Here is a 24,068-nt window from a genome sequence, read left to right as displayed (position 1 = left end):
GGGTGCCGCTACCTGATCCAGATCTGCTCATCGATTTCGACAACGTACTCATCCGCCGGGGAGGGTCCACTCTCGTGGGGCCCGTCACCTGGAAAGTGGAGCTGGACGAGCGATGGGTGGTGCTCGGACCCAACGGTGCCGGCAAGACGTCGCTGCTGCGAATCGCAGCCGGTGAAACTTTCCCGACCAGCGGTTCTGCCCACCTCCTCGGTGAAGTTCTCGGCAAGGTCGATGTCAACGAGTTGCGCCCGCGAATCGGACTGTCCTCGTCGTCGTTGGCGAACCGGGTGCCCGGCGACGAGAAGGTCAGCGACCTCGTCGTGTCGGCCGGCTACGCCGTCCTCGGTCGGTGGCGCGAGGAGTACGAATCCATGGACACATCGCGTGCTGTGGAGATGCTCGAAAGCCTCGGCGCCGAGCACCTGGCGGATCGGACGTACGGGACGCTTTCCGAAGGCGAGCGCAAGCGAGTCCTCATCGCGCGAGCCCTGATGACCGATCCCGAACTTCTTCTTCTGGACGAGCCCGCCGCTGGGCTCGACCTCGGTGGCCGTGAGGAACTCGTGGCCAGACTCGCAGAACTGGCTGCCGATCCGGACGCCCCGGCTACCGTTCTGATCACCCATCACGTCGAGGAAATCCCGCCGGGCTTCACGCACGCACTCCTTCTCAAGGAAGGTGAGGTCGTCTCCCAGGGTCTTCTGGACGACGTGATCACCGCCGAAAATCTGAGCGCGGCATTCAGCCAGTCCATCAGCCTCGACAAGGCGGACGGCCGATACTTCGCGCGACGTGCGAGGCCGTCCGGAGCTCATCGCGCGTGAGCGTCAGTGGGACCTGAAATGCGGCCCAGATCACAGATCGCGTAGGTTCGCGAAGCATGGCTAACGAGAATGCAAACGCTGTCCCCGAGCCCAAGGATGCGTCGACCGTCATCTTGGTGCGCGATGCCGAATCCGGTATCGAGATCTTCCTGCTTCAACGAGTGCAGGGGATGGCGTTCGCCGGGGGCATGACGGTCTTCCCCGGCGGCGGCGTCGACAAGTCCGATGCGACGGCCGAGGTCGAGTGGGCCGGCCCTTCCGTCGAGTGGTGGGCCGAGCGATTCAGCACGGATGTGGCTCGGGCGAAGGCTCTCGTCTTGGCTGCGGTGCGGGAAACTTTCGAGGAGTGCGGCGTCCTGCTCGCCGGACCGACCGCGGACACCGTCGTCGCGGACACGGCCGGCTACGCACAGGACCGCGTTGCTCTCGAAAAGCACGAGCTGTCGTTCAGCGATTTCCTGAAGAAGGAGAACCTGGTCCTGCGAGCGGATCTGCTGCGGCCGTGGGCGAACTGGATCACGCCGGTGGGCGAGACACGCCGCTACGACACCCGATTCTTCGTCGCAGCGTCACCGACCGGACAGATCGCGGACGGGGTCACCTCCGAGGCCGCCGAGGTGCGTTGGCAGAGCCCGCAGGACGCGCTGGCGCACTGGCGGGAGGGTGGCAGCATCCTGTTGCCGCCGACGTGGAGCCAGCTGACCGAATTGGCCAAGTTCAGCTCGGTGGCGGAGATACTCGCAGCCGAGCCGGAGATCCCCGTCATCCTGCCGACGCTGATCACCGACGAGGAAACACTGCGCGTCGAATTCCCGAACCAGGACGGTTACTACACCGCCGGACCGCATCCGTGGTCGATCAAGGTGGCAAAGTAGATTCTCGATCATGGCTGAATTTGTGACTCTCGAAGTTTCCGAAGGCATCGGCACCATCCGTCTGGCGCGCCCGCCCATGAACGCGCTGAACCGTCAGGTCCAGGACGAGTTGGCCGTTGCTGCACACGCCGCGACCGTCGACAAGGCAGTAAAGGCAGTCATCGTCTACGGCGGCGAGAAGGTTTTTGCTGCCGGCGCCGACGTCAAGGAAATGGCAGAGATGGATTACGGCCAGATCCGTGACGCGATCGGCGGCATGCAGGCAGGACTCGGCGCCGTGGCGTCCATCCCGAAGCCGACCGTTGCCGCGATCACCGGATATGCACTCGGTGGCGGTCTCGAAGTTGCACTGTCGGCCGATCGCCGGATCGTCGGAGACAATGCCAAGCTCGGAGTTCCGGAGATTCTGCTCGGAATCATTCCCGGTGGCGGCGGAACGCAGCGCCTCGCTCGGCTGATCGGTCCGGCCAAGGCCAAGGATCTGGTCTTCAGCGGCCGTTTCGTCGGGGCCGACGAGGCGTTGGCCATCGGTTTGGTCGACGAGGTCGTCGCTCCCGACGACGTCTACACCGCGGCCCGGACATGGGCCTCCCAGTTTGTCGGGGGAGCGTCACGCGCGTTGGCTGCTGCCAAGGCAGCCATCGACGAAGGTCTGAACACCGACCTGGAATCCGGCCTCAAGATCGAGCAGCATCTGTTCGCCGGATTGTTCGCGACCAAGGATCAGACGATCGGCATGGAGTCGTTCATCGCCAACGGTCCGGGCAAGGCCGAGTTCACGGGCGAGTAGGCTCCCCTAAACTAGAACTTGTTCATCTCTTACCAGCGAGTAGGATAGCCGCCATGACAGCCAGCCCGAATGACGACGCAACCGTCACGCCGCCCGCCGCTACCGACACCTCGGTAGTCGACCCCGCGCCGCGGCCGCACGCCACGGCCGAAGAGGTCGAGGCCGCTCGTAAGGACACCAAGCTCGCTCAGGTGCTCTACCACGACTGGGAAGCCGAAACCTACGACGACAAGTGGTCCATCTCGTACGACGAGCGCTGCATCGACTACGCACGTGGTCGTTTCGACGCCGTCGCGGGCGACCAGCCGCTCCCGTACGAGCGCGCCCTCGAGCTGGGTTGCGGCACCGGATTCTTCCTCCTGAACCTGATGCAGGGCGGAGTCGCCAAGACCGGTTCGGTCACCGACCTCTCGCCCGGCATGGTCAAGGTCGCACTGCGCAATGCCGAAAGCCTCGGCCTTCCGGTCGACGGCCGTGTTGCCGACGCCGAGACCATCCCGTACGAGGACAACACCTTCGACCTGGTGGTCGGCCACGCCGTGCTGCACCACATCCCGGACGTGGAGAAGTCGCTGCGCGAGGTCCTCCGTGTTCTCAAGCCCGGCGGTCGTTTCGTCTTCGCCGGTGAGCCCACGACTGTCGGCAACTTCTACGCCCGCTGGCTCGGCCGCGCGACGTGGGAAGCAACCACACGCGTGACCAAGCTGCCGTTCCTGGCAGATTGGCGTCGCCCGCAGGAGGAGCTCGACGAGTCTTCTCGCGCAGCAGCTCTCGAGGCTGTCGTCGACATCCACACGTTCGACCCCACGGACCTCGAGAACATGGCGAAGTCCGCCGGCGCCGATCAGGTCCACGCTGCCACCGAGGAATTCGCCGCGGCGCTGCTCGGCTGGCCGGTCCGTACCTTCGAGGCGGCTGTTCCGCCGGAGAAGCTCGGTTGGGGCTGGGGGCGTTTCGCTTTCGGTGGTTGGAAGACGCTCAGCTGGGTCGACGAGAAGGTGCTCCGCCACGTCGTTCCTCGCGGATTCTTCTACAACGTCATGATCACCGGCGTGAAGCCCGGCAACTGAATTGGGTTATGACTTCACCCTCGGCGACGTCGACTATCTCGGAAGTGATTCCGGCGTAGCTGCCTTGGCCGAGGTGGATCAGCTCGAACTGTCCACGCGTACGCGTCTGGCCGACATCGGCCGGGCGCGTACGCGTTTCGGTGATCACATGCCTGCGCTCGTGGACACTGTCCTGCTTCGACGCAAAGCCGCTGCGAAACTGCCCGGCAGTGATCAGTGGCTGTTCACGGACGACGCGATGCAGCAGGCCACTCCCGGCGTCGTGGCGGCGCACCGCGCGCAGCGTCTGATCGGGCGCGACGTCCACGACGTGACGTGCTCGATCGGCGCCGAACTGCACGCCTTGACCGGAGTTGCGCATCGCGTGATCGGCAGCGACATCGATTCCGTTCGGCTGGCGATGGCGCAGCGCAATGTACCGAGCGCAGCGTTGTTGCGTGCCGACGCACTCCGCCCGACGACACGCGAGACCGTCGTACTGGCGGACCCGGCGCGGCGATCGGGCGGTCGTCGCACTCACGATCCCGCAGCCCTGATGCCGCCGCTACCGGACCTCATCGAGGCGTACTCCGGCCGTGATCTCGCCGTGAAGTGCGCTCCCGGACTCGATTTCGACAACCTCGGCTGGGCCGGCGAAGTCGAGGTCGTCTCGCTCGACGGCGGAGTCAAGGAAGCCTGCCTGTGGTCGACGGGACTGGCCGAGTCCGGCGTCACGCGTCGAGCTTCGGTGCTTCGCTCCGACGGGAGCGGGTGGGCGATCACCGACGCCGAGGACGACGTTATTCCGGAGCAGGCTCCGGGGGAGTGGATCATCGACCCGGACGGAGCGGTAGTGCGCGCAGGCCTGGTGCGCCACTACGCGGCCAGACACGGCCTGTGGCAGCTCGATCCGCGGATCGCCTATCTGACCGGCGACAGCGTCCCTGAGGGAGTTCGCGGATTCCGGATCCTCGAGCAGATCAAGTACTCGGAGAAACTGCTCAAACAGACGCTGTCCAAGAGGGACTGCGGGGTGGCCGAAATTTTGGTGCGAGGAGTCGACGTCGACCCGGCAGTGCTGCGTCCACGGCTCAAGCTCAAGGGCTCGCTTGCGCTGAGCGTCGTGATCGTGCGGATCGGACGATCGGCGTCGGCCTTCATCTGTGAGGCGTCCCGCTAGCTCACTTGAAGACGAACAGCTCACCGATTGCGCTGGGCGTCAACACTTCACCCTTCGGACCGATGGAGGTGCCGACGGTGAAGCCGACCGCTCCGGGCAGCGTGTCCTGATCCACCGTCTCACCGGTCTCGGTGTCGAAGGTGATCAGGCTCAGTCCGTTCTCACCCTCGCGGACGACGGTGTAGCCGGTGTTGCCGGCGGTCTGCGCCGGAACGCCCAATTGCAGAAGGTCTTTGCGTTCCCAGGCGAGTTCGGCGTGATCTCCCTCGTCGCGCACGGCAAGGAGGTGACCCTTGTCGCCGCCGGCGGGGATGATCAAACCGTCGTCGGACGTCGAGGCACTACCGGCCGAGTTGAAGCCGATGTCGTAACTCCATCTGGTGTCACCGGTTTCGGCGTCCACCGCCCACAGCGACCCGTTGTTGTCGGTGGCGTACACGGTCTTGCCGTCCTTCGACAGGTCCGGGCTCGACGCCGTCCCACCGGGAAGCGCGTCGGTGGACCACTCGCGGGTGATGGACGGATTGTCACCGCCCGTGTACTTCATGGCGACCAGATCGGCTGCCTGAGAACTGGGTCCGTAGAAGGTGAAGTAGAACTTGCCGGTGCCCAGGTCGACTGCCGGCGTATTGGCCACCGGGCAGCCGGCGGTACCGAGGAAGCACTCGTTCAAACCCTTGTTGTCGGGAATGAGTTCTGCATTCGAGCCCTGGTCGATCGACGGCGGCGGGATCAGGTCGAACGACGGAAGAACTTTTGCGCCGGTCTGCGGGTTGAGCACGTTGATCTGACCCAGCTGGGTGATGAACAACAGGTTTCCGTCGCCGGTGAACTGCGACGAGAGGGGAGTGCCCACAACGAGCGTGCGCCAACGCAATTGACCCGTTTCGGTGAAGGACATCATCGCGCCGCTCTCGCCGACGTAGACATTGGTGGCCGTGTCGACGACGGGCGTCGAGGCGACTACTCCGTCGTTGAGTCGAGCGCACCACTTCTTGCGACCCGAATCCATCTGGAAAGAAAAGAGATTGCAGCCGTTCTCGGTGCGGGCGGTGACGAAACTCTGGCCGTTCGCGGCCACCGACGCGTACGCGGCAACCGGACCGCCGAGGGGGCGTGACCATGCGAACTCGACATCGCGTGAACCGGTGACCGGGCTCGTGTCGCTGTTGCGGGCGTCGGCGTGCATGGCCGGCCAACCGGCCGACGCGTACCGGTCCACCCGTCCGTCGTCGCTGCCGCAACCGGCGATCAGGACCGCAACGATCGCCGTCGACACCATCACGGACGACCGTAGGACCCGCCGCATCACAATCTCCCTGCCTTCACTTCGTCAAGAGCCTTCGGTAACTGCACAAGCCCGGAGCAGAGACTATCCCGACCGGGGCAACGTGACGGGGCACACCCCGAGGGTCGGTGAGTCGACCCCACGTAGGCTGAACACTCATGACGAGCATGTGGGGCGCACCGTTGCGCACTCGATGGCGGGGATCACGCCGCAACGACAGCGATCAGGCCAAGTTCTTGACCGTCGATTCCCTCAAATGGGTTCTGGCGAACAAGGCGTACACACCCTGGTACCTGGTGCGGTACTACCGTCTCGCCAAGTTCAAGATGGCCAACCCGCACGTGATCCTGCGCGGCATGGTGTTCCTCGGCAAGAACGTCGAAATCCATTCCACCCCCGATCTGTCCCGCCTCGAGATCGGGCGCTGGGTACACATCGGCGACGGCAACGCGATCCGTTGCCACGAAGGTTCGCTGCGCATCGGCGACAAGGTCGTCTTCGGCAAGGACAACGTCGTCAACACCTATCTCGACATCGAAATCGGTGCGTCGACGCTCGTAGCCGACTGGTGCTACATCTGCGACTTCGACCACCGCATGGACGACATCAACACACCGATCAAGGACCAGGGCATCGTCAAGGGCCCCGTCCGTATCGGCCCGGACACCTGGGTGGCAGCGAAGGTCACCGTGCTGCGAAATACCCGCGTCGGACGCGGTTGTGTTCTCGGTGCGCACGCCGTCGTCAAGGGAGACATCCCGGATTACAGCATCGCTGTCGGCTCGCCCGCAAAGGCGGTCAAGAACCGCAAGTCCGATTGGGAAGCCGGCGCTGCCGATCGTGCGAAGTACATCGCGGCACTCGAGGACATCGCACGCAAGAAGGCTGCTGCGGACGCTGCCGACGCGTCGTCGACGCCTTAGCTCACGTTCTGACAGAACCTGCGATTACTTTCGGCGCCGCCACCGGTCTGTATCGGTATCGGCGCCGAAAGTCTGCGCCGGTGAAAGGAGTGCCGACATGAGCGAACAGACACCCGAATGGGTCGTGGCGCAGCGCCGCGAACTGGTGGGATTTCTCGAAGGCCTGAGCACGGAGCAGTGGAACGCGCCGACCCTGTGCGACGGGTGGCGGGTCCGCGAAGTGATCGCGCACATCACCATGCCCTACCGATACTCGGCGCCGCGATTCGTCGTGGAAATGGTCAAGTCACGCGGAAACTTCAACAAGATGTCGAATCGGCGAGCGCTCGCCGACGCGTCGGAAGTCGGTGAGCAACAATTGCTTGCCTCGCTTCGCGACAACGTTGCACACCCGTGGAAGCCGCCGGGTGGTGGCTTCGAGGGTGCACTCTCGCACGACGTGATCCACGGTCAGGACATTCGCGTGGCACTCGGCGACGATTACGTGGTGCCAGAAGACCGGCTCACTCGCGTGCTCAGCGGACTCTCGCCCAAAACCGTGAAGTATTTCGGGACGGACCTCGACGGCGCTCGGTTGCGCGCCGACGACCGAGACTGGACGTACGGCGCCGGCGCCGAGGTCCACGGAGCGGCGCAGGATCTGCTGCTGGTGCTGTGCGGCCGGATGTTGCCACCCGGCCATCTGCTCGGGGACGCGAGTTCTCGCTTCACCGCGCCACTCCCGATCCTCTGAGATCAGCGCTTCAGCGGCCGGGTAGCGGACGCTCGGGGATCTGCGGACGAGCCAACGGCTGCCGCACCCGACGCTTTGCGCCTGCGTAGACGTGAGCAGTCTCCTCGGCGACCTGATGCCAGTCGAAGTCCGATGTCAGGCGTGCGCGGGCGGCCACTGCCCGTTCCTGCGCCCCGGCGGGATCGTCGAGAACCTCGCGGACAGCCGAGGTGAGCCCGGCGATGTCGCCCGGTTGGAAGGACATCCCCGTCACCCCGTCGACGACGGCTTCGCCCAGTCCGCCTGCGGTGGACGTGATCAGCGGAGTGCCGGCTGCCGCCGCTTCGAGGGCGATGATCCCGAAGGGCTCGTAGCGGGACGGCAGGACGATGGCGTCCGCTCCGTGCAGCCAGCTGAGCAGTTCGGTGTGATCGAGGTTGCCGAGAAAGTCCACTGCCCGCGCGACGCGATGAGTCCGCGCCTGTTGGTAGAGCCAGGTGAACTGGGTGCCTTCGCCCGCGATCGCGAGGGTCGTGCCGGGGTGGCTACGACGGATTCGGGGGAGAGCCGCGATGGCGTCCTGCACGCCCTTCTCGTATTCCAGGCGGCCGACGAAGAGGAGTTTCGGCGGTCCGGACCGCGGTCCACGTTCGCGAAAGTTCCACGTGGTCACGTCGATTCCGTTGCGGATGACGGTGATCGGCGGAAGCGCCGGACCGTAGAGCTCGGTCACTTCTTCCTGCATGGACGCCGAACAGGTTATGAGAGAGTCGGATTCGTTTGCCAGCCACCACTCGACGGAGTGGACCTGGCGGTTGATGCGTCCGGAGATCCAGCCGCTGTGGCGACCCGCCTCGGTGGCGTGAAGTGTGGAAACCAGTGGGACGTCATAGAATTCGGCCAGGGCGATAGCCGGATGTGCGACCAGCCAGTCGTGCGCGTGTACGACGTCCGGCTGCCAGCCCTCGCCCACTCCCGGCTTGTGCAGCGCCATCCCGGCGCGGACCATCGCGTGACCCATCGCGAGGGTCCACGCGAGCATGTCCTCACCGAAGACGAAGTGAGCGGGGTCCTCGGCCACCGCGACGACAAGGACGCCTTCGGAGATGTGCGTGACCGTCGGGTGCGTGGACGCATCGGTGCCGGACGGTCGCCGTGAGAGGACCACAACCTCGTGGCCTGCAGCCGCAAGCTCGGTGGCGAGATGGTGGACGTGGCGACCGAGCCCGCCCACGACGACCGGTGGGTACTCCCACGAGACGATGAGAATCTTCACGACGCACTCCCGTTCGCCAGTTCCGTGTCGGGCAGACGGCGTGCATCCAGACCTGGGAACAATCCGTCGGCACGATTCCAGCCTTCGGCAAGGCGCTCGGCGACGGTGTCGCGGCCGGAAACCACCGCTTCGGAGATTTCCCTGGTCGCGTGGGCGTGCTTGTGTGCGCGTTCGCGGGCGTACCCCGCGGCCGAATCCTTGCTCACCATGAATGCCCAATCGCTCGAAACTGTCATCAGTGTCTCGCGAAGTACCTGATCGTTGACGCGGTTTCGCAGTTCCGGTCGGCCGGGAGCGTTGTCGCGTCCGCGAGACTTGTCCACGGTGGTGAGGGCAGTCTCGACTACTTCGGAGTTCAGTTGCACGAGGTCGGACACCTGATCGCCGGCCCACACGCGCCAGTCCTTGCCCGATCCCCAGGACGAATCCTCGAGTTGAACGGGTTCGCCGACGTATCCCGATGCCTTGGCGTCCGCGAGGGTCCCGACGCGAATTCCGGCCTCGGGGAGCGCGCGCAGGAGCTTTTCGAGCCACTGCGGACCTTCGTGCCACCAGTGCCCGAACAGTTCCGTGTCGAAAGCCGCGACCACGAGGGCGTCGCGGCCGATACGGGCGGATTCACTGCGCAGACGCGCCCGAACGGTTTCGACGAAGTCGGCAACATGCTTGTCGACGGCGGCGGCAGCGAGTTCGGGGTCGTACGGCAACTTGTCGGCGGAGTCGACGGTCCGTCCGGTGACCCGCGACGGCTTGAGGCCCGTCTCGTGGTCGTAGGTGTGGAAGTCGCGGTAAGCAGCGTGACCCGGGTATCCGGATTTCGGGGACCAGACGCGGTAGCTGACCTGCAGGTCGCGGCCGAAGGCAACCACGTCGGATTCACGAACCGGGCGGCCGAGGGACGTGTCGCCGCGCAAGGCGGGACCGTCGACCATGAAGTGGGTGACGCCCGCTTCGGCGTACCCGCGCTCCATACCCGGTGTGTACCCGCACTCGGGTCCCCAGATCCCGGTCGGAGTGTGGCTCCACCGGGCATGCGCGTCGGCGAGACCCTCGCGGAGAGAGAAGGCCCGCAAGCGAGGATCGAGCAGGGGTTGGAACGGGTGGGCCAGCGGCCCGCCGAGAAGCTCGAAGGCCTCGCGATCGATGAGGTCCCGGAACACCGGGGAAGCGCCGTGCTGCCAGTGAGTCTCGAAATCCTCCAGAGCGGCGGCTGACGCCCGGTGTTCGCGCGCGCCGAGTGCGCGGTGCGCCGCGTCCGGCATCCCGGCGGCTTCGTGGGCACGGATCTGCCAGTTGCCGAGCCAGTGATGCATCCCGGCGAGGCAGTGGGGATCGTCCAACTGAGCCGCGAGCACCGGCGTGATTCCCAGTGTCAGCAGGTGCGATCGGCCCTCGTCGGCCAGGCGTCGAAGCGCGGCGGCAAGCGGAATGTACGACGCAGCCCAGGACTGGTAGATCCATTCCTCGCCGACGGGCCATCTGCCGTGGTTGGCGAGCCAAGGCAGATGGGAGTGCAGAACCAGGGCGAACATCCCCGGTTCGGTGACGGGTGTTGCGTTACTCACTCGCCGGTTTCCTTCACGGCGATGTCCTTCACTGCGGTGTCCTTCACGGCGATGGCGACGAGGTCGAGGCTGTCGTCGATGTCGGGTTCGCTGATGCTGAAGTCGTCGACGTTGATGCCCTCGACGTCGCGGGTGAGATCTTCCGGCCAGGGCTCGCCGGCCAACGCGCGGTCGATCTGCGCCTTGATGAACGATCCGCCGTGCTTCGCGTCGAGTTCCTTCAGACGCGAACCGTGGTGGACGCCGGTCATTAACTGAACGCGGAATCCGGCGTCTTCGAGCAATTCGGTCATTTCGGCGGCGTTGAGCTCACGAGTGTGGAAGGGGTTGAGCGGCGTGTCGCGGCCGGGGGAGAAGGTGATCCGGTTGGGGGTACTGATGAGAAGTTCGCCGCCGGGAGCGAGAACGCGGAAGCACTCGCGCAGGAACTGACCCTGATCCCACAGGTGTTCGATCACCTGGAAATTGACGACGACGTCAACCGAGTTGTCGGCCAGTGGAAGCTCGGCGAGATTGCCGTGGAGCATCTCGACGCGAGGGTAACGCGCGCGGACGTGTTCGACTGCGGAGATGTCGTAGTCCAGGCCCGTAACCTTCGTTGCGACGTCCGCAATCATGTTGGCGCCGTAGCCTTCTCCAGAGCCGGCCTCGAGAACTCGGCGGTCCGTGCAGCGCTCCAGAAGTGCGCGGTACACCACTTCGTGGCGCCGGAACCAGTAGTTCTCCTCGGGGATTCCTGGCACGGTTCGTTCGCCCGTCAAGGGCAGGGGTGCGTCCTCGTGGTTGCTGACACTCGTTTCACTCACCCGTGCGAGATTAGTGCCATCCGAGTAGAACGTGTTCGCCGTGGTCCAGATCACTGCTGTCAATTCCTGTTCGTGCCGTTATGGTGGACGAGGTTCCACGTTAAGTTACCCACCGGTAACTTAACGTGGGGTAATCTAACGCACAGCCGACGTGAACCGAGAAATCCGCCCGTGGGGAGACCTGTCGGACTCTCTTTTCGGACGCTCGGACTGCGCGAGCACCACAGACGATTTATCAGGTGAATTACACACAGGAGGTCGACGAAGACCCATGACGAATATCGTTGTTTTGATCAAGCAGGTCCCCGACACATGGTCCGAGCGCAAGCTGACCGACGGCGACTACACGCTTGACCGTGAAGCCGCCGACGCAGTCCTCGACGAGATCAACGAGCGCTCCGTCGAAGAAGCACTCCTCATCAAGGAAGCTCAGGGCGGTGAGGTAACGGTGCTGTCCGCAGGTCCCGACCGCGCCACCGACGCTATCCGCAAGGCTCTGTCGATGGGCGCCGACAAGGCCGTCCACATCAACGACCCGGCACTGCACGGCTCCGACGCGATCCAGACCGCATGGACGCTCGCTGCTGCTCTCGGACAGATCACCTTCGAGAACGACGAGCCTGCAGACCTGATCATCGCCGGCAACGAGGCCACCGACGGCCGCGTCGGCGCTGTTCCGGCCATCATCGCCGAGTACCTGGGCATCCCGCAGCTGACGCAGCTGCGCAAGGTCGTCGTCGCCGACGGCAAGATCACCGGTGAGCGCGAGACCGACGAGGGCGTCTTCGGCCTCGAGGCTTCGCTGCCCGCGATCGTCTCGGTCACCGAGAAGATCAACGAGCCGCGCTTCCCGTCCTTCAAGGGCATCATGGCCGCGAAGAAGAAGGAAGTTCTCGTCTACACGCTGGCCGACCTCGGAGTCGATCCGGAGACCGTCGGTGTTGCGAACGCCGGCACCACCGTGACGTCCTCCACCCCGAAGCCCCCCCGTACCGCTGGTGAGCGCATCGTCGACGAGGGAGACGGTGGCACCAAGATTGCCGCTTACCTCGTCAGCAACAAGGTCATCTGACCGCGCCCTTCTAGACATCCAGCAGAAGAACTCAGGGAGAGTTAAGTCATGGCAGAAGTACTTGTGCTCGTAGAGCACGCAGAGGGTGCGCTGAAGAAGGTCAGCACCGAACTCATCACCGCTGCACGCGCACTCGGTGAGCCGTCGGCAGTTGTCGCCGGCCCCGCGGGTACCGCAGCAAAGCTCGCCGACGCTCTGGCAGCAGCCGGCGCCGAGAAGATCTACGTCGCCGAGTCCGACGACATCGACGGCTACCTCGTCACCCCCAAGGTCGACGTTCTCGCCGCTCTGGTCGAGTCCACCAGCCCGGCAGCGGTCATCACCGCGGCCGGCACCGAGGGCAAAGAGGTTGCCGGTCGTCTGGCCGCACGTCTGGGCTCCGGACTACTGACCGACGTCATCGAGATCAAGGCTGACGGCACCGGCGTCCACTCCATCTTCGGTGGCGCGTTCACCGTCGAGGCCAAGGCCAACGGCGACGTTCCCGTCTACTCGGTTCGCCCGGGTGCAGTCGAGGCTGCTCCGCAGGCCGGCGCAGGCGAGCAGATCACCGTCGAGGTTCCGGCTCAGGACGAGAGTGCCGTCAAGGTCACCTCGCGTGAGCCCATCGTCGGCGGCGACCGCCCCGAGCTCACCGAGGCGTCGGTTGTCGTCTCCGGTGGACGTGGCGTCGGCAGCGCGGACAAGTTCTCCGTCGTCGAAGAGCTGGCCGATTCCCTCGGCGCTGCAGTCGGTGCTTCGCGTGCCGCTGTGGACTCGGGTTACTACCCCGGACAGTTCCAGGTCGGTCAGACCGGTAAGACGGTCTCGCCGCAGCTGTACATCGCGCTCGGCATTTCCGGTGCCATCCAGCACCGTGCCGGCATGCAGACGTCCAAGACCATCGTCGCGGTCAACAAGGACGAAGAGGCACCCATCTTCGAGATCGCCGACTTCGGCATCGTGGGCGACCTGTTCAACGTCGCACCGCAGCTCACCGAAGCTGTGAAGTCCCACAAGGGCTAAAAAGCACAAACTGCTGTGCGCCTTTATCAACCCCCCGCGGTTGATAAAGGCGCACAGTGCTTTATTCACCCGGCCTGCATCGGCATGTCACTTCGTCGATACCGAGACGCCGTTCGCGCTCGATAAACCTTGCGCATGACAATTACGTCAGTCCTTCGCTCCGCGAGTGACAATCTCGGCCGTGAGGTCGCCCAGCCGAGATATTCCCTGATCGTCTCCTCCGACCGCGAGCATCGTGTCGCAGCGCAGCGCCTTCGATACCGAGTGTTCGCCTCCGAGCCAGGCTTCTCCCTCCCGGCCTCGGCCGGCGTGTTCGAGCTCGACGCCGACGCCTTCGACGAATTCTGTGATCATCTTCTCGTTCGCGACAACATCACCGAGGAGTACGTCGGCTGCTACCGAATGCTGCCGCCGGATTCCGCTGCGGCCGCGGGTGGGTATTACACCGCAACGGAATTCGACATCTCCGCGCTCGATCCGGTGGCGAACAGAATCGTCGAAATGGGTCGCGCGTGCGTCGATCCCGCTCACCGCACCGGATCCGTCCTCAGCCTGATGTGGTCAGGCATCCTGCACTACCTCGAATTGACCGGATACGAGTGGGTGATGGGCTGCGTCTCCGTGCCTGTCCTCCCGAGCCCCGATTCAATCGCCGGCGCCGATGTCCGCGGCGTCCGTGACTTCGTGATGAACAAACACGCCAGTCCGGCGTCACGGCGGGTGACTCCACGAAACCCGGTGGTCCTCGGCGGTCTGACGCTCGACGAGATTGCCGCACCGGAACGCGTCACGATGCCGCCGTTGCTTCGTGGCTACTTGCGGATGGGCGCGACGATCTGCGGGGAACCTGCTCACGATCCCGAGTTCGGTGTGGCCGATTTTGTTGCGCTGCAAGGCCTTCACTCCGCCAACAAGCGCTACCTCGAACGGCTGCGATCGGCGGCCGCCGCGCACGAATCGGGGATCGGCTGATGACCGCGACGTTGCCGTACTGGGTGCCGACGAGCCCCTGCGGCGACGGGTGCCTACCCGCGGACGCACCCCGTGTGTCGAGTATCACCGTGATGGCCCGCGGGGTCATGGTCGGCGCCGCACTTGTGACTGCGCCGGTGCTTTCGGCCGGTTGGCTGCTCCCGCGCGCCTGGCGTACGGAGATGCAGCGCGGGTACTCGCGGGCGCTGCTGCGTTGCCTGGGGATGAAGCTCACGGTCGACGATCAGCGGTTGGGGCGCGCCGAACCGGCGGGCGTGATGGTTGTCGCCGGCCACGTGTCGTGGACCGACGTCCTCGTCGCGAGTGCCGTTGCCCCGGCCAACTTCGTCGCCCGTGCCGACTTGCTCGACTGGGCAGTGCTCGGTGGTCTCGCGCGCCGGATGCGCGTCGTCCCCATCGATCGCGCTCGACTGCGTGAACTTCCCGGAACCGTCGACGTCGTTCGCGAGCGCCTGCAGCGCGGTGTCCGTGTGATGGTGTTTCCCGAGGGAACGACCTGGTGCGGCCGGGCGTACGGCGGTTTTCGCCCGGCGATGTTCCAAGCTGCCGTCGACGCCGAATGCCCGGTTCAGCCCATGGCGATCCGCTACGAGAACGCCGACGGTTCCCTGTGCACCGGACCGTGCTTTGTCGGCACCGAAACGATCGGTCAGTCCATCCGCCGGATCCTGCGTCAGAAGAACGTCGAGGTGAAGGTCAGGCTGGCTCCACTCGAGGAGGCCGGGGAGTGTCGAATCGACCTCGCACAGCGATGCGAGAGAGCTGTGCGAGGCGTCGAAACCATCGATCTGGCAGCTCACGACATCTTCGACCCCGCGCCGGAACTCGTGACACAAGCCGTGGGACAAATCGATCCCTCCCCGGCGATGACCGCGTAGCCTCCTGAGCGAGGCTGGGCGAACTCTCGTGCTGGGCTATCCTTGTCAAGCCATGACTCTGCCTGCACACAGTGCCCACGCCGGATTTCCGGTGTACCTCGATCATGCCGCCACGACTCCGATGTCGGCAGCCGCTATCGAGGCGATGACCGATACCTTCAAAACCGTGGGCAACGCGTCCTCGCTGCACGGCTCCGGCCGTGCGGCCCGGCGCCGTGTCGAGGAATCGCGCGAATCGATCGCCGCGAGCCTGGGTGCGCGGCCGTCGGAGGTCATCTTCACCTCCGGAGGAACCGAGAGCGACAATCTCGCGGTCAAGGGCATCTACTGGGCTCGCCGTGACGCCGATCCGCGACGCACTCGAATTCTGGCCAGCTCCGTCGAGCATCATGCGGTGCTCGACGCCGTCGAGTGGCTCGAGCAGCACGAGGGCGCGCGTGTGACGTGGTTGCCGGTCGACGAGAACGGTGTCGTCGACCCGAAGACGTTGCGCGACGAGCTGTCCGTCCACGCCGACGAGGTGGCACTCGTGACGGTGATGTGGGCCAACAACGAGGTCGGCTCGATCATGCCGATCATGGAGTTGGCAGAGGTCGCGGCAGAGTTCGAGATTCCGATGCACAGCGACGCGGTCCAGGCCGTTGCGCAATTGCCCGTCGATTTCGCGGCGAGCAAGTTGTCCGCGCTGAGCATCGCGGCACATAAGTTCGGTGGTCCGCACGGCGTCGGCGCACTGCTGCTCGGACGCCAGGTTCCCTGTGTGCCGCTCCTTCACGGCGGCGGACACGAACGTGATCTGCGTTCGGGCACTCCGGATACTGCGGGTGTTGTCGGGATGGCTGCTGCGCTGCGCGCGAATGTCGAGAACTTCGATTCCAGCACAAGGGAATTGGCGCAGTTGCGCGATCGGTTGATAGATGGAGTCCTGGAGATCCTTCCCGAGTCGGTACTCAACGGCCCGACCGGATCCGATCGGCTTCCCGGTAACGCGCACTTCACCTTTCCCGGTTGCGAGGGCGATTCGCTGTTGATGCTCCTCGACGCGGCCGGTATCGAATGTTCCACCGGTTCGGCCTGCACCGCTGGTGTGGCCCGGGCCAGCCACGTATTGATCGCGATGGGCGTCGAATCGTCTGTCGCGCGTGGCTCCCTGAGATTTTCGCTCGGACATACGTCGAGTGTCACCGATGTGGACGCGCTGATCGCTGCGCTTCCACAAGTAGTAGAGCGCGCTCGGGCCGCCGGTCTTGCCGGCGCCGGTTCGCGTGGAGGGGATCGCTGATGCGAGTACTCGCAGCCATGAGCGGAGGCGTCGACTCCGCTGTCGCCGCCGCCCGCGCCGTTGCCGCCGGACATGACGTCGTCGGTGTTCATCTTGCGCTGTCCACGGCGCCGGGCGCATTGCGGACGGGTTCGCGTGGTTGCTGCTCGAAGGAAGATGCCGGCGACGCCAGGCGCGCTGCCGACGTCCTCGGAATACCCTTCTACGTCTGGGATTTCGCCGATCGTTTCAAGGAAGACGTGATCGACGACTTCGTGGCGTCGTACGCAGCGGGTGAGACCCCCAATCCGTGCCTGCGTTGCAACGAGAAGATCAAATTCACCGCACTGGCCGATCGTGCGGTCGCTCTCGGTTTCGATGCCGTGGCGACGGGTCACTACGCGCGCCTCGAAGACGGCGTCCTGCGCCGGGCGGTTGATGCGGACAAGGATCAGTCGTACGTCCTCGGTGTGCTGACTGCTGATCAGCTTTCGCGGGCGATGTTCCCGATCGGTGACACACCGAAGGAACAGATCCGCGAGGAAGCCGCCGAACGAGGCCTGGCTGTGGCGAACAAGCCCGACAGCCATGACATCTGCTTCATCCCGACCGGCGATACTCGAGCATTCCTGGGTGCGCGGATCGGCGTTCGTCCCGGAAGCGTCGTCGACGCGGATTCGGGTGAGGTCCTCGCTGCGCACGACGGCGTACACGGTTTCACGATCGGACAGCGCAAGGGGCTCGGCGTCGAAGGCCCCGCGGGTGACGGCCGTCCGCGGTACGTGACTGCGATCGAGCCCGAAACCGGAACGGTACGGGTCGGTTCGGCCAAGAATCTCGACGTCTGGGCCATCTCGGCCCAGCGCGCGATCTGGACTTCGGGCCAAGCGCCCGAAGGCCCCGTCGAGTGCATGGTGCAGGTTCGTGCGCACGGCGGATTGGCGCAGGCCGTTGCGGAGGCCGTCGATGACGGTACTTCAACCGGCGGTATCGCGATTTCGTTGCGCGAACCACTGACCGGCGTCGCGAAGGGACAGGCCGTCGTGTTGTATCGCCCCGACAGCGAACTGGGCGACCAGGTTCTCGGCAGTGGCACCATCTCCGGCACCGAATCCGAGCCGAACGCACTGTGACACAGCAGGTTTCCATCGGTGGCCTCGTCACCGGAATCGGATCCTGGCCGGGCACGGACGCCCGCGAAAGTGCCGCAACCATCCTCGGTGAACTGGGTGGTTTTCCACACCTGGTGGAGTTGCCGGGTCGCGGTCTCGGCGCTGACATGGTCGGCCGGGCGGGGGCCATTTTGGTCGACATCAACCTCGACGCCTCGACGCGTGCCTATCGCGTCGTGCCGCGAAGGGGCAACGTCGCGAAGCGCGCCGAGGACTTCCTGAACCAGGATCTCGACGCACTCGAGGAAGCCTGGGAGTCGGCCCGTCTCGTCGGCGGGGACCACGTCGTCAAGCTCCAAGCTGCCGGCCCGCTGACACTCGGCGCCGAGATCGAGGTCGCGAACGGTTCGCGGGTTCTCGTCGACCGCGGGGCGCTGCGTGACACCGCCGAATCACTGGGTGAGGGTCTCGCGCGACACGCGGCCGAGGTCACACGCCGGACCGGCGCCAAGGTCGTGATCCAGTTGGACGAGCCTCAGATCGCGGCAGTTCTGGCCGGTTCGCTGCCTGGGCGCACCAAGATGGAAAGCGTTCCGGCTCTGCCGGAACCCGAGGCGCTGGCGGTGCTCGACTCGACGATCAGCGGTTGCGGGCTGCCGACGATCGTTCACAGCTGCGTTGCCGACATGCCGTGGGATCTACTGAGGCGAAGCCAGGCGTTCGGCGTGAGCTTCGACATGTCGCTCGTCGGTTCTCGTGATCTCGACGGCATCGGCCAGTTGTTCGACGCCGGCAAGGAATTGGCGCTCGGTCTGGTTCCTTCCGCCCCGCCGGAAAAGCCGGTGACGTGGAAAGCGTGCGCGATGCCCGCCGTCACCCTGATCGATCGTCTCGGCTTCTCGCGCGAACTCCTGCAGACCCAGGTCGCGGTAACCCCAAGCTGTGGTCTTGCGGGTGCGAGCCTCGAGTGGAGTCGCGCCGCCCTTCGGCTGTGCACTGACGTCGGTAAGGCATTGGTGGACGATCCGTCGGCATTCTGATGTGTGGAGTCATGGGGTGTGTCGGTGTGAACCGATATTCTCCTAGCTGTGACTGAAACCGCGGATGCAATGCAGCCAGCGCCCAACGAGGCGCGCGAGCAGTGGACGGAGCTGGCCGAAGAGGTACGCCAGCATCAGTTCCGCTACTACGTTCGTGATGCGCCTGTCATTTCGGACGGTGCATTCGACACATTGCTCGGGCAGCTCAATGCTCTCGAAGAGCGGTACCCGGATCTGCGGACTCCCGACTCGCCGACGCAATTGGTCGGAGGCGGATTCGCGACGGACTTCACGTCCGTCGATCACCTCGAGCGGATGCTCAGTCTCGACAACGTCTTCGACGAGTCCGAACTCCGCGGGTGGATCGCCAAGGTAGAGCAGGAAACCGGCCCGGAACTGCACTATCTGTGTGAGGTGAAAATCGACGGTGTCGCGCTCAACCTCGTCTACGAAAACGGCAAACTCGTGCGTGCCGCAACCCGCGGCGACGGCCGCACAGGCGAGTTGGTCACACTCAACGCCCTGACGATCAACGACATCCCGGAGCGGCTCACCGCCACGGACGAGTACCCGATCCCGAGCCTGCTCGAGGTACGCGGTGAGGTGTTCTTCCGCCTCGAGGACTTCGCGGCACTCAACGCCTCCCTGGTCGAGGAGGGCAAGGCGCCGTTCGCCAATCCGCGCAACTCCGCGGCGGGATCCCTGCGTCAGAAGAATCCAGCTGTCACCGCGCGTCGTCGTCTCGGCATGATCTGCCACGGGCTCGGGCGCATGGAAGGTTTCGAGCCGGCGTCGCAATACGACGCTTACGTGGCACTCTCAGCGTGGGGTCTTCCGGTGTCCACGCACACCTCGCGGGTGGTCGGCGCCGACGCGGTGGTCGAGAAGATGAAGTACTGGGGAGAACATCGCCACGACGTCGAGCACGAGATCGACGGCCTGGTGGTCAAGGTCGACGAGATGTCGTTGCATCGTCGCCTGGGGACCACGTCACGCGCGCCACGGTGGGCGATCGCGTACAAGTACCCACCGGAAGAGGTAACGACCAAGCTCCTCGACATCCGGGTCAGCGTCGGTCGCACGGGTCGCGTGACGCCGTTCGCATACATGGAACCCGTCACGGTGGCGGGATCCACTGTGTCCTTGGCCACGCTGCACAACGGATCCGAGGTCAAGCGCAAGGGTGTGCTGATCGGCGACACCGTGGTGTTGCGCAAGGCCGGTGACGTTATCCCCGAGGTTCTCGGTCCCGTGGCCGACGTGCGCGACGGTACCGAGCGCGAGTTCGTGATGCCGACGCACTGCCCCGAGTGCGGCACGTTGTTGGCACCCGCAAAAGAGGGCGACGTCGATGTGCGATGCCCCAACCAGCAGTACTGCCCGGCGCAGTTGCGCGAGCGCGTGTTCCACGTTGCCGGTCGCGGGGCATTCGACATCGAGGTGCTCGGTTACGAGGCCGCGACCGGGCTGTTGGAGGCGAAGGTCATCGGTGACGAGGGTGATCTCTTCTCACTCGACGCCGAGAAACTGATCGAGGTTCCGATCTTCCGCACCAATGCGGGAGCCCTGTCCGCAAACGGAAAACGCTTGCTGGCCAACCTGGATTCGGCCAAGGACAAGCCGCTGTGGAGAGTGCTTGTGGCACTGTCGATTCGGCACGTCGGCCCCACTGCCGCGAGGGCGTTGGCCGGCGAATTCGGCTCGCTGCAACGCATTCGGGAAGCGTCGGTCGACGAGTTGGCTGCAGTCGACGGCGTCGGATCCACAATCGCCGCCGCTGTTGTGGAGTGGTTCTCCGTCGACTGGCACCAGCAGATCGTCGACAAGTGGGCTTCGGCGGGAGTGCGCATGGAGGACGAACGAGACGACTCGATTCCGCGCAATCTCGAGGGCCTCTCGATCGTCGTCACCGGTTCGCTCGAGACGTACTCGCGAGATCAGGCGAAGGAAGCGATTCTGGTGCGCGGGGGCAAGGCCGCGGGTTCGGTGTCGAAGAAGACTGCCTTTGTCGTCGTGGGTGAAGCGCCCGGTTCCAAGCACGACAAAGCAGTCGAATTGGGTGTGCCGGTGCTCGACGAAGACGGCTTCCGGCGGTTGCTCGAAGATGGCCCGGATGCGGTCGCGCCCACCGAATTGGACGAATCAGAGTGACTTTGTCCGATTTCTGAGATTGGCGTGCAGGGTGCGATAGTGACGCCATGATCGAGATTCGTGAAGTTCTACCGGCTGAGTTCGAGACCGTCGGTGAACTGACTGTGCAGTCGTACGTGGGTGGCGGATTCGTCGCCGACGGATCCCCGTACGCGGAGCGCCTGCGCGACACCGCAACTCGGGTGGAGCAGGGACGGGTACTGGTTGCCGTTCTCGGCGACGAGGTCGTTGGCTCGTTGACGATCGCCGAACCCGGCACGCCCTTCGCGGATGTTGCGCAGAAGGGCGAACTCGAGTTCCGCATGCTCGCGGTCTCGCCGCAAGCTCGGGGATCGGGCGCCGGAACGGCATTGGTTCGCGCCGTGATCGCCGAGGCCTACGACCGCGGCGATCACTCGGTGGTCATCTCGACGCAGCCCGAGATGGTCGATGCGCGTCGCATCTACGACCGCAACGGTTTCGTCCCTGATCCCGAGCGGGCGTGGGAGCCGATTCGCGGTATGGAACTGACCGTCATGGTTCGCGGTCTCGCCTGATTACCCAGCCTGGTCAACCCAGGACCGTCGCCACGATTCCCGCGAGATAGCCGAGGCGGGCTATCTCCGAAGGGCGGAATTCAGGCCCACCGGGACGACCGAGCATGAGGACTCGATTGCCGGTGCCGAGAGGTGCGGCAGCGAGGCTGGTGTTCATGTCGCGCCATACGTCCGGAACCCAGTCGGCCTCGCCGTCGAGGGCGGTGGGCTTGTCCAGTGGCATCCACGGAATGTCGGTGGCATGGGTTTCCGGCGCGCCGGCGCTACCGACGACGCGGTACGCACCGTGCTTGCCGATGTCCGCGACGACGCACCAACCGACTCGCAGTACACGCGGCGCGCCGTCGACGAGGACCTGTAGTCGATCGTTTCGGGCCGTCGCAACGGAATCGATGAGTTCGAGCTCACGGTGAGTGTCGAGAATCCCGGCGTAGGGGCGGATCGAATCGACCAGCACGTCCGGTAGGTGCTCGGCAGCGGTGATCAAAGTGTCGGGCAGCGCGCCCGGTTCGACGTCGACCACGAGGTCGTCGATGGCAAAACCGTCGCCTCGTTCCACGACGTCGAGGGAGAGGATGTCTGCGCCCACCGAACCGAGCGCTACGGCGAGAGCGCCGAGGCTGCCGGGTCGATCGGGCAGTTGGACGCGAAGCAGGTACGACACGTGCGTGCCTTTCGCTGATCGGTTCTCGCCCGGATCACGTCGACCCGGGTCTGACTCATCTTTGCACTTGCTCAACCTGCGATGGTGGGCGCCGCGGCGGCGTCACGCCAGATGCACATGCTTGTCACACGAGCGAAACACACCGCCGGAATCCGGCGTGGCGATCGACACAGTGAGAGTGCTCGTCGTTCGGTACTGCAGGCGTGCTTACAGGTCTGTCGCGGCGAGCAACTAGGCTGGACCGGCAATGTTCACGTCCTCTTCCGAAAGGGGCCCCGCGGTGCCTGCCATCTCCCGTGACGAGGTCGCGCACCTCGCGCGGCTGTCCAGACTCGCCCTGTCCGATGCCGAACTCGACGAGTTCGCCGGTCAGTTGGATTCGATTCTCAACCACGTCAAGGTGGTCACCGAGGTCGCGGCCGACGACGTCCCGCCCATGGCGAACCCCAATGCCGTCACCAACGTGACGCGCCCCGACGTGATCGTGCCCGGATTGACCCCCGAGCAGGCATTGTCCGGAGCACCCGCAGTCGAACAGGATCGCTTTGCGGTTCCGCAGATCCTTGGAGAGGGCGAATGACCGATCTGACCACGCTGGACGCCGCTGAGCTGGCCGGCAAGATCCACTCGCGTGAGGTGTCCTCGGTAGAGGTCACGCAGGCGCATCTCGACCGCATCGCTGCTGTCGACACCGAGTACCACGCGTTCCTGCACGTGGCAGGCGAACAGGCTCTCGAAGCCGCCGCAGCAGTGGACAACTCGCTCGCAGGCGGAAACGAACCCGCTTCGGCACTCGCCGGTGTTCCGATCGCGTTGAAGGACATCTTCACCACGACGGACATGCCGACCACCTGTGCGTCGAAGATTCTCGAAGGCTGGGTCGCGCCGTACGACGCGACTCTGACCTCGAAGCTGCGCGCGGCCGGCATCCCGATCCTCGGCAAGACGAACCTCGACGAGTTCGCGATGGGCTCTTCGACCGAGAACTCGGCCTTCGGCCCGACGCGCAACCCGTGGGACGTCACCCGCATCCCCGGTGGTTCGGGCGGCGGTAGCGCAGCGGCGCTCGCGTCCCGTCAGGCCCCGCTGGCCATCGGCACCGATACCGGCGGTTCGATCCGTCAGCCCGCTGCGGTCACCGCGACGGTCGGAACCAAGCCGACGTACGGGACTGTCTCACGCTTCGGACTCGTCGCGTGCGCCTCCTCGCTCGATCAGGGCGGCCCCTGTGGTCGCACCGTGCTCGACACCGCTCTGCTGCACGAGGTCATCGCCGGGCACGATCCGCGTGACTCCACGTCCATCGACGCCCCCGTGCGTCCGGTGGTCGCTGCGGCACGTGAAGGTGCAGCCGGCGACCTGCGCGGCGTCAAGGTCGGTGTGGTCAAGGAACTTCACTCCGACAGCTACCAGCCCGGCGTCATCGCTTCCTTCGACGCTGCTGTCGAGCAACTCAAGGCTTTGGGCGCCGAAGTTGTCGAGGTTTCGTGCCCGAGCTTCGAGCATGCGCTCGCGTCGTACTACCTGGTGCTGCCCAGTGAGGTCTCGTCCAACCTGGCCCGCTTCGACGCCATGCGCTACGGACTGCGCGTCGACGAAGGCAACATGAGTGCCGACCAGGTCATGGCGGCAACCCGCGCCGCCGGTTTCGGCCCGGAGGTCAAGCGCCGCATCATGATCGGTACCTACGCACTGTCTTCGGGATACTACGACGCCTACTACGGTTCGGCGCTCAAGGTCCGCACGCTCATCGCGCGCGATTTCGACAAGGCCTACGAGAATGTAGACGTACTGGTCTCGCCGACCAGCCCGTTCACGCCGTGGAAGTTGGGGGAGAAGGTGGGCGACCCGCTGGCCATGTATCTCTCCGACCTGTGCACGTTGCCGACCAACCTGGCCGGACACTGCGCGATGTCGGTGCCCTCGGGGCTGTCGGCGGACGACAACCTGCCGGTGGGCCTTCAGATCATGGCGCCCGCCATGGCTGACGAGCGCCTCTACCGCGTCGGTGCCGCCTACGAAGCTGCTCGCGGCCCGATTGCAACTGCGGTCTGATCTGTTTGCTGTG

General features: G+C 65.1%; 23 protein-coding genes. 18 read left to right on the top strand and 5 right to left on the bottom strand.

From position 1 onward, the window contains the following. Positions 1-2 precede the first annotated feature (2 nt). Genes I7X09_RS02425 through I7X09_RS02405 form a run of 5 tightly spaced genes read left to right on the top strand, consistent with a single transcriptional unit; the run spans position 3 to position 4,718 of the window. Positions 3-824 (top strand): ABC transporter ATP-binding protein, encoded by an 822-nt coding sequence (locus I7X09_RS02425; protein ID WP_003944728.1) that lies wholly within the window; start codon positions 3-5, stop codon positions 822-824. Positions 825-880: 56 nt separating this feature from the next. Continuing rightward, entirely contained in the window at positions 881-1,699 is an 819-nt protein-coding gene (locus I7X09_RS02420) for an NUDIX hydrolase (RefSeq protein WP_200315393.1), read from the top strand. Positions 1,700-1,709: 10 nt separating this feature from the next. Continuing rightward, positions 1,710-2,489, top strand: coding sequence for an enoyl-CoA hydratase/isomerase family protein (locus I7X09_RS02415; protein WP_200315391.1), 780 nt, complete (start codon positions 1,710-1,712; stop codon positions 2,487-2,489). A 53-nt stretch (positions 2,490-2,542) separates the two neighbouring features. After that, the gene (locus I7X09_RS02410) at positions 2,543-3,559 is read left to right on the top strand and encodes a class I SAM-dependent methyltransferase (protein WP_003944733.1); all 1,017 of its coding nucleotides are present in this window, start codon (positions 2,543-2,545) and stop codon (positions 3,557-3,559) included. 1 nt (position 3,560) lies between these two features. Continuing rightward, on the top strand, positions 3,561-4,718 hold the full coding sequence (locus tag I7X09_RS02405) for a THUMP-like domain-containing protein (RefSeq protein WP_124566337.1): 1,158 nt from the start codon (positions 3,561-3,563) through the stop codon (positions 4,716-4,718). 1 nt (position 4,719) lies between these two features. Here I7X09_RS02405 and I7X09_RS02400 read toward each other — a convergent pair whose 3' ends face one another. After that, positions 4,720-6,027: an outer membrane protein assembly factor BamB family protein gene (locus I7X09_RS02400; protein WP_166809701.1), complete on the bottom strand. Its 1,308-nt coding sequence runs from the start codon at positions 6,025-6,027 to the stop codon at positions 4,720-4,722. Positions 6,028-6,164: 137 nt separating this feature from the next. Here I7X09_RS02400 and I7X09_RS02395 point away from each other — a divergent pair, with 137 nt between their 5' ends. Next, complete coding sequence (locus I7X09_RS02395) at positions 6,165-6,929, top strand: acyltransferase (RefSeq protein WP_095969185.1); 765 nt, start codon at positions 6,165-6,167, stop codon at positions 6,927-6,929. A 97-nt stretch (positions 6,930-7,026) separates the two neighbouring features. Continuing rightward, on the top strand, positions 7,027-7,662 hold the full coding sequence (locus I7X09_RS02390) for a maleylpyruvate isomerase family mycothiol-dependent enzyme (RefSeq protein ID WP_200315389.1): 636 nt from the start codon (positions 7,027-7,029) through the stop codon (positions 7,660-7,662). 10 nt (positions 7,663-7,672) lie between these two features. Here I7X09_RS02390 and I7X09_RS02385 read toward each other — a convergent pair whose 3' ends face one another. Genes I7X09_RS02385 through I7X09_RS02375 form a run of 3 tightly spaced genes read right to left on the bottom strand, consistent with a single transcriptional unit; the run spans position 7,673 to position 11,288 of the window. Continuing rightward, entirely contained in the window at positions 7,673-8,917 is a 1,245-nt protein-coding gene (locus tag I7X09_RS02385) for a glycosyltransferase family 4 protein (RefSeq protein WP_200315387.1), read from the bottom strand. After that, complete coding sequence (locus tag I7X09_RS02380) at positions 8,914-10,449, bottom strand: 1,4-alpha-glucan branching protein domain-containing protein (RefSeq protein WP_200317627.1); 1,536 nt, start codon at positions 10,447-10,449, stop codon at positions 8,914-8,916. The genes I7X09_RS02385 and I7X09_RS02380 overlap by 4 nt, the downstream gene beginning before the upstream one ends. Before the next feature lie 29 nt (positions 10,450-10,478). Then, positions 10,479-11,288, bottom strand: a complete 810-nt coding sequence (locus I7X09_RS02375; RefSeq protein WP_234036778.1) for a class I SAM-dependent methyltransferase — start codon at positions 11,286-11,288, stop codon at positions 10,479-10,481. Between the two features lie 271 nt (positions 11,289-11,559). Between I7X09_RS02375 and I7X09_RS02370 the strand changes: the two genes are divergently transcribed. From I7X09_RS02370 to I7X09_RS02330, 9 genes are all read left to right on the top strand, one after another. Then, complete coding sequence (locus I7X09_RS02370; protein WP_003944754.1) at positions 11,560-12,360, top strand: electron transfer flavoprotein subunit beta/FixA family protein; 801 nt, start codon at positions 11,560-11,562, stop codon at positions 12,358-12,360. A gap of 48 nt (positions 12,361-12,408) precedes the next feature. Further along, entirely contained in the window at positions 12,409-13,365 is a 957-nt protein-coding gene (locus I7X09_RS02365) for an electron transfer flavoprotein subunit alpha/FixB family protein (protein ID WP_003944698.1), read from the top strand. A 135-nt stretch (positions 13,366-13,500) separates the two neighbouring features. Continuing rightward, positions 13,501-14,337 carry a GNAT family N-acetyltransferase gene (locus I7X09_RS02360; protein WP_095969188.1) on the top strand — a complete coding sequence of 279 codons (837 nt, stop codon included), beginning with the start codon at positions 13,501-13,503 and terminating at the stop codon, positions 14,335-14,337. After that, positions 14,337-15,236, top strand: coding sequence for a lysophospholipid acyltransferase family protein (locus tag I7X09_RS02355; RefSeq protein WP_200315383.1), 900 nt, complete (start codon positions 14,337-14,339; stop codon positions 15,234-15,236). Before I7X09_RS02360 ends, I7X09_RS02355 begins: the two co-directional genes overlap by 1 nt. Positions 15,237-15,288: 52 nt before the next feature. Then, positions 15,289-16,518, top strand: a complete 1,230-nt coding sequence (locus tag I7X09_RS02350) for a cysteine desulfurase family protein (protein WP_095969190.1) — start codon at positions 15,289-15,291, stop codon at positions 16,516-16,518. Continuing rightward, a complete protein-coding gene (mnmA, locus tag I7X09_RS02345; protein WP_124566332.1) occupies positions 16,518-17,630 on the top strand; it encodes a tRNA 2-thiouridine(34) synthase MnmA in 1,113 nt (370 codons plus the stop codon). The genes I7X09_RS02350 and mnmA overlap by 1 nt, the downstream gene beginning before the upstream one ends. Further along, positions 17,627-18,649 (top strand): methionine synthase, encoded by a 1,023-nt coding sequence (locus tag I7X09_RS02340; RefSeq protein ID WP_200315381.1) that lies wholly within the window; start codon positions 17,627-17,629, stop codon positions 18,647-18,649. Before mnmA ends, I7X09_RS02340 begins: the two co-directional genes overlap by 4 nt. A gap of 69 nt (positions 18,650-18,718) precedes the next feature. Beyond that, on the top strand, positions 18,719-20,800 hold the full coding sequence (gene ligA / locus I7X09_RS02335) for an NAD-dependent DNA ligase LigA (RefSeq protein WP_437127560.1): 2,082 nt from the start codon (positions 18,719-18,721) through the stop codon (positions 20,798-20,800). A 47-nt stretch (positions 20,801-20,847) separates the two neighbouring features. After that, positions 20,848-21,336 carry a GNAT family N-acetyltransferase gene (locus I7X09_RS02330; RefSeq protein ID WP_095969194.1) on the top strand — a complete coding sequence of 163 codons (489 nt, stop codon included), beginning with the start codon at positions 20,848-20,850 and terminating at the stop codon, positions 21,334-21,336. A gap of 13 nt (positions 21,337-21,349) precedes the next feature. Here the strand turns inward: I7X09_RS02330 and I7X09_RS02325 are convergent, their stop codons facing one another. Further along, complete coding sequence (locus I7X09_RS02325) at positions 21,350-22,000, bottom strand: amino acid-binding protein (RefSeq protein WP_095969195.1); 651 nt, start codon at positions 21,998-22,000, stop codon at positions 21,350-21,352. Positions 22,001-22,280: 280 nt separating this feature from the next. On the opposite strand from I7X09_RS02325, the gene gatC reads away from it, so the two are divergent. Continuing rightward, positions 22,281-22,580 carry an Asp-tRNA(Asn)/Glu-tRNA(Gln) amidotransferase subunit GatC gene (gene gatC, locus I7X09_RS02320; RefSeq protein ID WP_003944747.1) on the top strand — a complete coding sequence of 100 codons (300 nt, stop codon included), beginning with the start codon at positions 22,281-22,283 and terminating at the stop codon, positions 22,578-22,580. After that, positions 22,577-24,055, top strand: a complete 1,479-nt coding sequence (gene gatA / locus I7X09_RS02315; protein WP_200315379.1) for an Asp-tRNA(Asn)/Glu-tRNA(Gln) amidotransferase subunit GatA — start codon at positions 22,577-22,579, stop codon at positions 24,053-24,055. Before gatC ends, gatA begins: the two co-directional genes overlap by 4 nt. Positions 24,056-24,068: the final 13 nt, after the last annotated feature.

Source organism: Rhodococcus sp. P-2, assembly GCF_016598535.1.
Taxonomy (GTDB): domain Bacteria; phylum Actinomycetota; class Actinomycetes; order Mycobacteriales; family Mycobacteriaceae; genus Rhodococcus_F; species Rhodococcus_F baikonurensis.
Note: the sequence above shows the minus strand (reverse complement) of the source record. Positions and strands in the feature narration are given on the sequence as shown.